Here is a 12,230-nt window from a genome sequence, read left to right as displayed (position 1 = left end):
TGATGGACAATGCCGGCATTGAGGAAATGTTCGAAGGGCTCGGCCCGGTCTCGATCCGCCGGATGTTCGGCGGCAAGGGCATCTACCACCAGGGCCTGATCATCGCGGTCGATCTGCGCGACGAGATTATGTTGAAGGCGGACGAAGTCAGCGGCCCGGAATTCGCGGCTGCCGGCGCACGCCAATGGGTTTACGAAAACAAGAAGGGCACGGCGGTGCCCATGCCCTATTGGACTATCCCAGAGGAAGCGTTCGACGATCCAGACGAGATGCGCAAATGGGCGCGACTCGCGTTCGAAGCTGCCGAGCGCGTGAATGCGAAGTCATGACGGCTGTATGACGTAGCGGAAAATCACCACGGGGATGTATTGCAGCCACAGTGCTAGATTTCGGGGGTTGTCCAAAACACTAAGGCAGGCTTATTATCCTCTCGTACTGGGGGATGTAGTTCTTCGAGAGATCGATAGAAATTGCGTCCAGATTTCTGAAAAGCGATTTTCATCAAGATAAGCCGTTCCGGCCCAGCCGGAACGGCTTTCGTGTTTTCAGGCTTGGGAAATCCAGGCCGTGGCCGCGATGCGCGGATCGTCAGGCGAGATGCGCGAATGCCTTGGCGGAAAAGGCCGAGAGCGGTTGCGGCAGGTCCTTGAGATCGAACCAGCCGATGTCGGAAAGCTTGTCTGGTTCGGTGAGTGTGGGTTCGCCCGTAAAGTCGCGGGTCACGTAGATCATCGAGATCCAGTGCTGACGATCCGCCTCGATGATTTCTTCTGCCATACAGAGGAAATCCACCTTGCCGATGGTCAGCCCGGTTTCCTCTTGCGCTTCGCGACGCGCCGCGTCCGAGGAATGCTCCATCACATCCACCTTGCCGCCGACGATATTCCAGAAACCCGCTTCCGGCGCCTTGAGGCGGCGGCAAAGCAGAACTTTGCCGTCCTCGCGTAGGATAACGAGCCCGGCGCCGACGCCAGGGAAATCAATGCCGGGTTTAGCGGACATGGGGCTTAAGATCAGGCCTTAACGGCGTTTGCGACGATCAGCATGAATGCCGGGATATCGTCACCGAAGCCGACCGGGGTCGGGCCGTCGTCATGGTCGCGATAACGGCGACGCTCGCGATTGTCGTCATTTGCAGGGTTCGGCCGTGCGTTGCGGTTGCCACCGTTGTTCTGCGGCTTCCTGTCTGCCTTGCGCTCCGGTCTCACGTTTTCCACCCTAGCTTCCACAATTGCCTCTTCGGCTGCTTCGATCTGATTATCAACGCTCTTCGTGTCAACCTTGTGACTCGAATCGCCGCGTGCCGAATCGTTTCGGCGACCACGGCCGCGGTCCTTATCACGATCGCGACCCTTGCGGCCACCGCGTTCGTTGTCATGGCTTTCCATCGGCGCCGGGAGGGCCGAAAGGTCACCGCTGTGCCATTCGATCTTCTCGTTGATGAGCTTCTCGATGGCGTCGAGATATTTGGTGTCGGACTTGGTGACGATCGTGAACGCAGCGCCAGAGCGACCGGCACGGCCGGTGCGGCCGATACGGTGGACATAGTCTTCCGCGTGGATTGGTACGTCGAAATTGAAGACGTGGCTGACGTCGGGGATATCGAGGCCACGCGCGGCGACATCGGATGCCACCAGCAACGTGATCTTGTTATCCTTGAAGTTCGCCAGCATCGTGGTGCGCGAACGCTGGTCCATGTCGCCATGCAGGGCGCCGACCGAGAAGCCGTGCCGTTCCAGCGAGCGGAAAAGATCGGCGACGTCCTTCTTGCGGTTGCAGAAGATGATGCCGTTCTTGAGATCGTCCTGCGACTTGATGAGATCGCGCAACACGGCGCGCTTCTCGTAATCCTTGTTGTGCGAGGCGATGAGGCGCTGTGTCACGGTCTTGGCGGTCGAGGAGGGCTTTGCCACTTCGATGCGTTCCGGGTTCTGCAGGAACCGGTCGGCGAGCTTCTGGATTTCCGGCGGCATGGTGGCCGAGAAGAACAGCGTCTGGCGGGTGAACGGGATCATCTTGGCGATCCGTTCGATATCCGGAATGAAGCCCATGTCGAGCATGCGGTCTGCTTCGTCGATGACGAGGATTTCAACACCGGTCATCAACAGCTTGCCGCGCTCGCAATGGTCGAGCAGGCGGCCGGGCGTGCAGATCAGCACGTCGGCACCGCGTTCAAGCTTGCGGTCCTGGTCTTCGAAGGAGACGCCGCCGATCAGAAGTGCGACGTTGAGCTTATGGTTCTTGCCGTATTTGTCGAAGTTCTCCGCCACCTGGGCGGCCAGTTCGCGGGTTGGCTCAAGAATGAGCGTGCGCGGCATGCGAGCGCGGGCGCGGCCCTTTTCCAGAAGCGTCAGCATCGGCAGAACGAAGGATGCCGTCTTACCCGTTCCCGTCTGCGCGATGCCGCAGATATCGCGGCGCTGCAGAGCGTGCGGAATTGCCCCGGCCTGGATCGGAGTAGGGATTGTGTAACCCGCGTCAGTAACCGCGGAAAGGACTTTCTGGCTCAGGCCAAGATCAGCAAATGTGGTCAAAGGAAATTCTGTTTCCGTTCCGGTTCTAAGCGAACACTGTGGGGTCGAAGCGAGACTTGTCGACAACTGGCCCGCGACATAGGACCAAAAAGCCTGAAAGTCAAGAAAAGCAGGGAGATTGCCGGGCGCATTGGTGAACGAAGATGCTAAACCGGCAAGCCGGCTACCGTTCATCCTGAAAGAACTGCCCGATAGGAAGACAACCTTCGGAAGAGAGCTCAGTTGAGATAGGTGGTGAGCTTCATGCCTGCATTGAGGAAATGGATCGGATCGATCGGGTCGCCGTTGCGGCGAACCTCGTAGTGCACGTGCGGGCCGGTGGAGCGGCCGGTGGAACCGGCACGGCCGATAATGTCGCCGGCCTCGATCGCATCGCCTTCCTTGACGAGGATTTTGGACATGTGGCCGTAACGGGTGGTGATGCCCTGGCCGTGATCGATCTCGACCATGTTGCCGTAGCCAGCAGCGACGCCGGCGGAAATCACTTTGCCAGCACCGGTTGCCTTGACGTCCTGGCCGGTTTCAGCCTGGAAGTCGATGCCGGCATGCAGGGCGAGGCGGCCGAGGAAAGGGTCGATGCGGTTGCCGTAGCGGCTGGTGATTTCATGCCCGGGGGCGGGGTTGCCGAAGGGCAGCTCGCGGGCTGTCTCGCGCACCTTTTCAAGACGGCTCAGCTGCGAGTCGAGCTCGTCCAGCGATGCGTCGAAGGCAGTGATATTGGTAATCGGCGCCACATAGGGGCCGCCGACGCCGGTTGGCTCGACCTGCGGCTTGATGGCCGCGGATGCGACATCGACGCCGGTGCGTCGCAGGATGGCGGTGATCGCGTCCGCCGTATCAGCGGCGCCACTGGTCAGATTGGTAATCTTGGCGAGCTGTTCTTTCTCGATATTCTTCAAGGAGAGCGTTACCTTGGAAAACACCCTGTCCGCCCGGTCGGCGACGTTTTCGCGCAGTGGAGTATAGCCAAGCGCAGTGGTCGCCTGCAGCGGCGTTGCCGAGTTCTCACCCGAAAGCAGCTTGTCGATCGCGTTCAGCCCGCCGCTGCCGCCTGAAAGGGAGGCCTGGCGCTCGCTGGTCGGCGCCTGAAGGGTCGGGGAAGCCGGTGTTTCGGGAGACGTAAGGCCGGATTCTTCGGCGCGATTGAGGAGCGAGCCGAGCTTGCCGTGGCGTGAGAACAACGCATCCTGCTGCTCCAGCAATTTCTCGACCTTCTGCTCGACCACCTGCTGGTCGAGAAGCTGGCGCGAGGTGATGCGGTCGAGCTGGGCGCGCAAGGCCGAGATGCGGTCCTCGTAATCGTGCTGCATGCGCGCCTGCCGCGCCATGGTCGCGCCGATAAGATCGTCGCGGATGACAAGGTATGAGGTGGCGGCAAGGTAACCGATCGCGAACACGGCAACGAAGCAGAAGGTTAGCGCCGCCATCCAGGGCCGGATGGTCATGTGGCGGATTTTTTCGCCGCTCGCCAGAATGAGGACGTGCTGGGGCGCGCGCTTTCCAAACACCCTGTTGTCTGCACCTTTCGCCACGCGCGTCTCCCCGAGATGCGACTCGTCGGCCGCTATTCCCTTTGTGGGGATTACACATGGTTATGGTTAACGAATGCTTTATTGCCGGGTGTTTCAGGCGTAGCTGGTCGATGTCAGCGAACGGTAGAATGACGGGGTCAGGCCGGCCTCGGCACGCGCTATATCGTTGAAGGGCGCTTTTAGCGAGCCGCGGAAATTAGCGCGCACCAGTTCCTTGAATGTCGCGGCCGGATCCTTCTTCTCGCGGGCACAGAGAAAGCGAAACCATTTGGCGCCGACCGCAACGTGACCCTTCTCGTCATTGTAGATGACGTCGAGAATGGCGGCAGTTTCCATATCGCCCGTCTCGCGCATCTTCGCCTGCAGCGAGGGCGTGACGTCGAGGCCGCGGGCTTCGAGGATAAGTGGCACGACGGCAAGCCGCGCCGTCAGATCGTTGCGAGTGGAATGAGCCGCCTGCCAAAGCCCGTCATGGGCCGGCATATCGCCGTAATCGGCACCGAGTTCGTTGAGACGGGTCCGTACCATACGGAAGTGCTTGGCTTCCTCGAATGCCACCTGCATCCAGCCGTCGAAGAAGGAATTCGGCACTGGCTCCGTCGCAAATCGGGCGACGATGTCGAGCGCCAGATCGACGGCGTTGAGTTCGATATGGGCGATCGCATGCAGTGTTGCGATCCGGCCGTTCACCGTATGAAGGGATCGTTTCCCGACGGCCTTCGGCGGCACCAGTTCGGGCTTTGCCGGACGGCCTGGGCGTTCGGGAAGCGGCGGGTCGAGCGGCGAGCGCAGAGACAGCCGCCGTTCGAACCAGCGGGTGGCGGCCTCCTGCGCAAGCCGTGTCTTGATGTCGAGATCGGCAGAGAGGATCGCCGTCGTGGCGCCGCCCCGCAGCGAAGTGATCGCAAACTCTCCCGACATTCTGTCCCTTTCACACAAGCAGCTCAGAGCGCCTTGACGCTTTCCAGCACCTCTTCGGCATGGCCCGCGACCTTCACCTTCGGCCAGATCTTTGCGATCTTGCCATCGGCGCCGATCAGGAAGGTCGTGCGTTCCACACCCATATAGGTGCGGCCATACATGCTCTTTTCCTTCCAGACACCGTAAAGATTGGCAAGGGCAGTGTCTTCATCCGAGCCAAGGACGACGGCGAGATTGTGCTTGGCCGCGAACTTGTCGTGTTTCTTGACACTGTCGGGCGAGACGCCGATCACGGTTGCACCGGCCTTCTCGAATTCGGGCAGCAGACCCGTGAAAGCGATCGCCTCCTTGGTGCAGGCGTCGGTGTCGTCCTTGGGGTAAAAATAGAGAATCACCGGCTTGCCAGCCAGGGATTTGAGCGAAACGGTGCCGCCCCCGTCGCGCGGAATCTCGAAATCGGGAGCCTTCTTGCCAATTGCCAATTCGGACATGGATTTCCTTTCTTTTGCCGGCATCCTGAGTCAATGTCGCCGCAATCGGTATATACTGGCGCCGCTGGCGTCCAGATCACTCGCCCGGATCATGAGGTTCCGGTTGAAACGCTCGCGAAGACAGAAAGATAAGATCGCACCGGATGGCGGAAATTCGCGGAGAAAGGGTCAATTTCAGCCGGAAGGACATCGTTCCCCTGCATGAAATGCCCTCGGCCCAGGTCGAGGATCCGATCATCGTCCATTGCCCGAGGCCGCCGGTTCGTTATGTGCGATTCGGCAAAATCGCGATGCTGTTCGTCATGCTGGTCATCGCGGCTATCGGCAGCATATTCGTGGCGATCGAAACCGGCGCGGTGGACGGGACCCTGTCTGCCCGCGCCCAGAGCGCTCTCAACGATGCGATCGGCCCCCGCTATGTCGCGACTGTCGGCTCGACGGCGATCCGCTTCGATTCAGGCATGCGGCTGGCGCTCGAAGCACGCGATGTCGATATCGTCGAAAAGGCGACCGGCGAGCATTTGAGCCGAGCCGGTGCTATGCGGCTTGCCGTTGATCCTTTCGCTCTCGTGACCGGTCGCATCTCCATCCAGTATCTGGCAGCCGAACGTATCCGGCTCGATACCGCGCAACTGCCGTCGGGCGATCCGCTGCCGATGTCGGACGTGCGGATCGACGCCACGCCGGAGTTGCTGGAACAGGCGTTCCAGCGCTTTGATGAGGCCCGAGGTCTGATCGAAAGAACCGGCACCGGCTCGGTGCGGATTTCCGGCATCGAGATCCTGCTTCCGGCACCGCCGGGGCGCACGCCGATCACCCTTGCCGTCAACGAACTGCAACTGGCCCGCGGCGATGACGGCGACGTCCATGTCAACGGTACGATCAGCCTCAATGGCCGCAAGGCCATGCTGAAGGCCGCGTCCAAAGCCGTCGACGGGGTAACGACGTCGCTTTCCGCCAAGCTGTCAGGCCTCGAAGTCACGCCTTTCCTGCTGCAGCGCGCCGATGACGGCACACCGCGCGAGGGCATAGAGGGCTCGCTCGACCTCGACCTCTCGGCGGTGAGGGCGCGCGAAAACACCAACCCCGCCATGACCGCGACCCTGCGACAGTCGCCGGGGCATTTCTATTTCGACGGGCTGGAGCAGACTTTTTCGGGCGCCAATATCAATGTCGCCTACGACTTTTCCAAAAACTCGATCGAACTGCGAAAGTCCGAAGCCCGTTTTGGTCCAACGATCCTGCCGTTCACCGGCGCGGTCGTCGATCTGAACCACATCAACCCGTCGGATCAGCGGCTCGGTTTTGGGCTGGACCTTCTGGTGAGCGGCGGCACCGCGACAGGCGCCACCGAAGGCGAGCAACCGGCCCATTTCGATCTGAAGGCCAATGGCCGCTATCTGACCGTCGACCGCGAATTGCAGTTCGACCAGATGGGCGTGTCCAGCCCGATGGGCCGCATGGTGGGCTCGCTGAAGGTCCGCTTCGGCAACAACCAGTCGCCGGAGATCAGTTTCGGCGCGCAGTTGCCGAACATGCAGGTGACCGGCGTCAAGCAGCTGTGGCCCTTCTGGATGGCCCGCAAGCCGCGCGAATGGGTGATGGACAACATGTTCGGCGGCGACATCACCAACGGGTCGATCGCCGTGTTCATTCCGGCCGGGCGGATGAAGGGACCGGGAATACCGATGGAACTCAACGGGAATGAGCTGCAGATCAGCTTCGATCTCGCTGACACCCGCCTCAACCTGCCGGGTGACGTGCCGCCGCTCCGCGATATCGACGGGCGTTTTGAACTCAGGGGCGAGCATTTGCAGGTGGATATCGCGCGCGCCGCCTCCTTCTTTCCGTCGGGACGTTTCGTGGCGGTCGAAAACGGGCGTTTCACCATTCCGTCCACCTACACGAAGCCTTTGATGGCCGATCTGGCGCTCAAGCTCAACGGGCCGGCCGATGCCGTCACCGAGCTTTCGAATTTCCGGCCGATCAACGCACTGAAGGGGACGGGCTTCAAGCCGGATGACTTTACCGGGAATGCCAAGGTGGACCTTCAGGCGCACATGGGCCTCATCCAGGCTCACAACCCTCCGAAGCCGACCTGGAATGCCCACGTCGAATTGGACGATGTCGGACTGAAGCAGCAATTGTCCGGTCGGCGGATCGGCATGATGGACGGTACGCTGGATGTCGATACCCAGGCGGCGCGGTTGGCGGCGAAGGGGACGATCGATGACGTTCCGGCCGACATCGCGCTTGTCGAACCGATCGACAGCAATTCGCCGGTCAAGCGCGAACGGGTCATCAAGGCTACGCTCAGCAATGACCAGCGCGAAAAGCTGGCGCCGGGCCTGTCTGACCTGATAGACGGGACCGTCACCGCCCAGCTGACGCGCATCGATGAAAACCGCCAGGCCGTGGCACTCGATCTTGGCCGCGCGACGCTTTCCGTGCCGTGGCTCGGATGGACGAAGGGCGGTGGCATCCCAGCCAAGGCGCAGTTCGAGCTGGCAGGCGATTCCGACCACACCGATATCCGCAATTTCGAGCTGACTGGCGATGGCTTCGGCGCCAGGGGCAATATCGCGCTCGCCGGCAACAGCCTGTCGTCGGCGGATTTTTCCCGCATGCAGCTTTCTCCGAGCGACAATTATGCCGTTTCGATCAAGCGATCCAAGGGCAATTTTGACGTTTCGGTCAACGGCTCGGCCGTGGATCTGCGTCCGATCATCGGCAGGCTGAAAGGCGGCGACAAGGGTGGCAAGAGCGGCGGCAGTCGTGACGGTGACAGCAGCAACACCACCGTGCGCGCCAAGCTCGACCGATTGATCGGATTTAATGATCAGGCCATCTCGAATGTGTCGCTACTGGTTTCCAGCCGCGGCGGAACGATCTCGACCGCGGATTTTTCGGGAGCGACGCCGAGCGGCCAGGCGGTCGTCAGTGAAATGGCCGCCGGCGACACGATTTCCATTACCAGTGGCGATGCCGGTGCCGTCATACGCTTCCTGAACCTCTACGAAAACATGCGCGGCGGGCTGATGAACCTGCGGCTGAAGTCGGAAGGTAAAGACAGCTGGAGCGGCTCGGTCGATCTGCGGAATTTCTCACTCGTCAACGAACAGAAGCTTCAATCGCTGGTCTCCACCGCCGACCAGGAGGGGCGGAGCCTCGATACTACCACCAAGCGCAATATCGATGTGACCAGCGCCAAATTCCAGCGTGGCTTTGCGAGCCTGCTTTATCGCAACGGCGCTATTGCCGTCGATAACGGTGTGGTGCGCGGCGAGCAGATCGGCGCGACCTTCCAGGGGCTCGTGCGCGACGGCAAGGGCAATATGGACATGACGGGAACGTTCATGCCGGCTTATGGACTGAACCGGCTGTTTGGCGAATTGCCACTGATCGGCGCCATTCTCGGCAACGGCCGCGACCGCGGCCTGCTCGGCATCACCTTTAAGCTCGAGGGCCAGTTCGACAAGCCGAAGCTGACGGTCAATCCGCTGTCACTCATCGCCCCCGGCATCTTCCGGCAGATCTTCGAGTTCCAATAATATTGCCGTCCATTCTGTGAGCGCTATCTCGCCCGGGTTGTCGAGGAGAGCGCATAATGAAATCAATATTATTCGGGCTATCATTGTTGATTGTTTCCGCTGGCGTCGCGAGAGCGGAAAATCTCGACGTTCTTGACGTCAAGGTGAAGGGCGATCCCAGCGATGGCTCCTACAGCGTGGTCGTGCGTTTGTCGGAAGCGTCCAGCCAAGCCCTGCAGCGCCTGACTGCCGACAATGTCGGTCAAACAGTTGCCATAGAAGTCAACGGCAAAGCCGTCTGGCTGCCGACGATTAAAAATCCGACTACCAATCAGTATTTCTTGATTTCCAATCTCAGCCAGGAATTCGCCGAGCGCCTCGCATCGACCATCCGCGAAGCGGGGACGATCGGTGCCGAAGTGCAGAAGCCGTCCGGCGGTTGATGCGCCATCCATCAATGCGAAAGGGCCGCATCGCGGCCCTTTTTTCTGGAGAGACAACCGGCTGGATCAGGCCGGGCGCACGAGAATGTGCTTCTTCTTGCCGAGCGACAGCTTGATCACGCCATCACCGGTGATCTCGCCGCTGCCGATCATCCGGCGCTCGTCGCTGACCGGCTGGTCGTTGATGCGCACCGCACCGCCCTGGACATGCCGGCGGGCTTCGCCGTTCGAGGTCGCAAGACCGGCGCGGACGATCAAGGTGAGAACGCCAAGTCCAGCTTCAAGTTCTGCAGCCGGAATTTCGATCGAAGGCAGGTTGTCGGAAAGCGCGCCTTCTTCGAATGTCTTGCGTGCGGTTTCGGCAGCTTCTTCGGCGGCGGCACGGCCGTGCAGGATCGCGGTGACCTCCGTCGCCAGGATCTTCTTGACCTCGTTGATCTCCGAGCCGCCGAGCGCTGAAAGACGGGCGATCTCATCCATCGGCAGCGTGCTGTAGAGCTTCAGGAAGCGCGAAACGTCCGCGTCTTCCGTGTTGCGCCAATACTGCCAGAAATCGTAGGCGGACAGCATGTCTGGGTTCAGCCACACCGCCCCGGTTGCCGACTTGCCCATCTTGGCGCCGGACGACGTGGTCAGTAGCGGCGAGGTGAGGGCGAAGAGCTGTTGCGTCCCCATGCGGTGACCGAGGTCGATGCCGTTGATGATATTGCCCCACTGGTCGGAGCCGCCCATCTGCAGCCGGCAGCCGGTGCGCTTGGCAAGCTCGACGAAGTCGTAGGCCTGCAGGATCATGTAGTTGAATTCGAGGAAGGACAGCGACTGCTCGCGGTCGAGGCGCGTCTTGACGCTCTCGAAGGACAGCATCCGGTTGACCGAGAAATGCCGGCCGACGTCGCGCAGGAATTCGAGGTAGTTGAGTTCGCGCAGCCAGTCGCCGTTATTGATCATCAGCGCGTCCTTGGGACCGTCGCCGTAGTTCAGGTAGTTGGAGAACACCCGCTTGATCGAGGCGATATTGCCTTCGATCGTGTCGAGCGTCATCAACTGGCGTGCTTCGTCCTTGAAGGACGGGTCGCCGACCATGCCGGTGCCGCCACCCATCAGCGAGATCGGACGGTGGCCTGTCTGCTGCATCCAATGCAGCATCATGATCTGGATCAGGCTGCCGGCATGCAGGCTCGGCGCCGTCGGGTCGAAGCCGATATAGGCGGTGACGATTTCCTTCGAAAACAGTTCGTCGAGACCAGCCTCGTCGGAGATCTGGTGGATGAAACCGCGCTCGTCGAGCGTGCGGAGGAAATCGGACTTGAACCTGGACATGATCTATCTCTGGCAGGATGTGTTTTTAATGGACGCCGCGCCTCTACCACTGTTTCAGCCGGTAATCACTTTAAAAAGTCCCGCAATCACTTCAAAAGTGATGCTGCGCGCCATCAACGTTATGAATGCCTGCCGTTAGGGGAGCTTCTGCAGCAATGATGCACCAATATTTTGGACATTAACGATTTCTTGTTTTATGCAATCCTAACATCCGCCCGGGACACGGTAACCGGGTGTTGCGGCTTTGCTGCATTGATGGGTTGATGAACGGGGCAGCTTTTTTCCTGGCGGTAAATTTCATCATCGCGGCATCTTTTGCAGCGGTGTTCGCGGTCGTTTCGACCCGAAGCCGATCGAGAACCGCGGCGCTTTGGTTCGCGGCCGGTTTTGGCGTTGCGTCGCTGTCGGCCATCTGCGAACTGCTTGTCGCCTACACGGATTTCACAAAATTTTGGGCGATCGGCGCCTTCGCTTCCGTGCTCGGCGGCATGATTCTCCTTCGCGTCGGCGTCGGTGATCTCTATGGTTCGAAAGTGAGCCCGGTCTGGGCGTTGTGCTTTCTCGTCGCTTCGATCCTGCTTGACGTGGTCATCTACGAATTGCCGCGCAGCACGGCCATCCATGCGTTTTCCTACCAGACACCATTTGCCCTGGTGATCCTGACAAGTGCCGCGGTGGTCTTCCGCTCCAGCCGTCGGCTGCCGATCGATCGCGCGCTGGGCGGCCTGTTGGCGGCAACCGGGCTGCATTTTTTCGCAAAGGCCGCCTTTGCGGTCATCGCGGGATCGGGTGCGACGGCAAGAGACTATATCAACACCAATTACGCGCTGATCTCGCAAAGTTCGACCGCCGTCCTGGTCGTTGCCGTCGGATTGACGATGCTGTCCGTCCTGGTTCTTGAAATCATGGCGGATGAGCGGAGCAAGTCGGAAAAGGATGCTTTGTCGGGGCTCGCAAATCGGCGCGGTTTCGAGAACGGCGTGAACGTGGCGATCTCGGCTGCTTCGGGACGACCGCATACCGTCGTCATCTGCGATCTCGATCACTTCAAACGCGTCAACGATACCTATGGCCACCATGCCGGCGATCTCGTCATCCAGGCCTTCGCAGACCTGCTTCAGGCGAGCGCTGCGAGAAATGCGGTGATCGGCCGTATCGGTGGCGAGGAATTCGCGCTTTTCCTGCCGAACACGACGGTCGACATGGCCGTACTGCTTGCCCAGGCGCTGAGAAGCGGAACGCTGGGGATTTCGATCGCCGCCTTGCCCGAGTCTCTCACCGTGACCGCAAGCTTCGGGGTCGCGGAACTTGCCGAAGGCGGCACATTGGCGGATGCCATGCGCGATGCGGACATGGCGCTTTACGAGGCCAAACGCTCAGGACGAAATCGCGTCCGGCAGTCCCGGCCTTCAGGTTTTGCCGGCCCGACGCCGATCCGGTCCGTCAAATAAAAACGGCC

At 60.5% G+C, this 12,230-nt stretch carries 11 protein-coding genes; 5 read left to right on the top strand and 6 right to left on the bottom strand.

What is annotated here, in order from left to right; genetic code table 11:
- Positions 1–2 precede the first annotated feature (2 nt).
- On the top strand, positions 3–329 hold the full coding sequence (locus KX729_RS00365) for a TfoX/Sxy family protein (RefSeq protein ID WP_219740482.1): 327 nt from the start codon (positions 3–5) through the stop codon (positions 327–329).
- 259 nt (positions 330–588) lie between these two features.
- On the opposite strand, the gene KX729_RS00360 is transcribed toward KX729_RS00365, so the two are convergent.
- The 5 genes from KX729_RS00360 to KX729_RS00340 all read right to left on the bottom strand — a co-directional run bounded on the left by KX729_RS00360 (position 589) and on the right by KX729_RS00340 (position 5,478).
- Positions 589–1,002, bottom strand: coding sequence for an NUDIX domain-containing protein (locus KX729_RS00360; RefSeq protein ID WP_219740481.1), 414 nt, complete (start codon positions 1,000–1,002; stop codon positions 589–591).
- An 11-nt stretch (positions 1,003–1,013) separates the two neighbouring features.
- A complete protein-coding gene (locus KX729_RS00355; RefSeq protein WP_219740480.1) occupies positions 1,014–2,534 on the bottom strand; it encodes a DEAD/DEAH box helicase in 1,521 nt (506 codons plus the stop codon).
- Between the two features lie 218 nt (positions 2,535–2,752).
- Entirely contained in the window at positions 2,753–4,066 is a 1,314-nt protein-coding gene (locus tag KX729_RS00350) for a M23 family metallopeptidase (protein WP_219740479.1), read from the bottom strand.
- 93 nt (positions 4,067–4,159) lie between these two features.
- Positions 4,160–4,987 (bottom strand): ferritin-like domain-containing protein, encoded by an 828-nt coding sequence (locus KX729_RS00345; RefSeq protein ID WP_219740478.1) that lies wholly within the window; start codon positions 4,985–4,987, stop codon positions 4,160–4,162.
- 23 nt (positions 4,988–5,010) lie between these two features.
- Complete coding sequence (locus tag KX729_RS00340; protein WP_219740477.1) at positions 5,011–5,478, bottom strand: peroxiredoxin; 468 nt, start codon at positions 5,476–5,478, stop codon at positions 5,011–5,013.
- 143 nt (positions 5,479–5,621) lie between these two features.
- Here KX729_RS00340 and KX729_RS00335 point away from each other — a divergent pair, with 143 nt between their 5' ends.
- Both KX729_RS00335 and KX729_RS00330 read left to right on the top strand, forming a co-directional pair.
- Positions 5,622–9,029: a YhdP family protein gene (locus KX729_RS00335; protein WP_219740476.1), complete on the top strand. Its 3,408-nt coding sequence runs from the start codon at positions 5,622–5,624 to the stop codon at positions 9,027–9,029.
- Between the two features lie 56 nt (positions 9,030–9,085).
- Entirely contained in the window at positions 9,086–9,451 is a 366-nt protein-coding gene (locus KX729_RS00330) for a SecDF P1 head subdomain-containing protein (protein ID WP_219740475.1), read from the top strand.
- Between the two features lie 66 nt (positions 9,452–9,517).
- Here KX729_RS00330 and tyrS read toward each other — a convergent pair whose 3' ends face one another.
- The gene (gene tyrS / locus KX729_RS00325) at positions 9,518–10,771 is read right to left on the bottom strand and encodes a tyrosine--tRNA ligase (protein ID WP_219740474.1); all 1,254 of its coding nucleotides are present in this window, start codon (positions 10,769–10,771) and stop codon (positions 9,518–9,520) included.
- Between tyrS and KX729_RS00320 the strand changes: the two genes are divergently transcribed.
- Both KX729_RS00320 and KX729_RS00315 read left to right on the top strand, forming a co-directional pair.
- Positions 10,758–10,910, top strand: coding sequence for a hypothetical protein (locus KX729_RS00320; RefSeq protein ID WP_219740473.1), 153 nt, complete (start codon positions 10,758–10,760; stop codon positions 10,908–10,910). The two genes, tyrS and KX729_RS00320, sit on opposite strands and share 14 nt — an antisense overlap.
- Before the next feature lie 124 nt (positions 10,911–11,034).
- Complete coding sequence (locus KX729_RS00315) at positions 11,035–12,222, top strand: GGDEF domain-containing protein (RefSeq protein WP_219740472.1); 1,188 nt, start codon at positions 11,035–11,037, stop codon at positions 12,220–12,222.
- The last annotated feature ends 8 nt before the right edge of the window (positions 12,223–12,230 follow it).

It is taken from the genome of Neorhizobium populisoli (assembly GCF_019430945.1).
GTDB classification, from domain to species: Bacteria; Pseudomonadota; Alphaproteobacteria; order Rhizobiales; family Rhizobiaceae; genus Neorhizobium; species Neorhizobium populisoli.
This window is presented reverse-complemented; position numbering and strand designations above follow the sequence as displayed.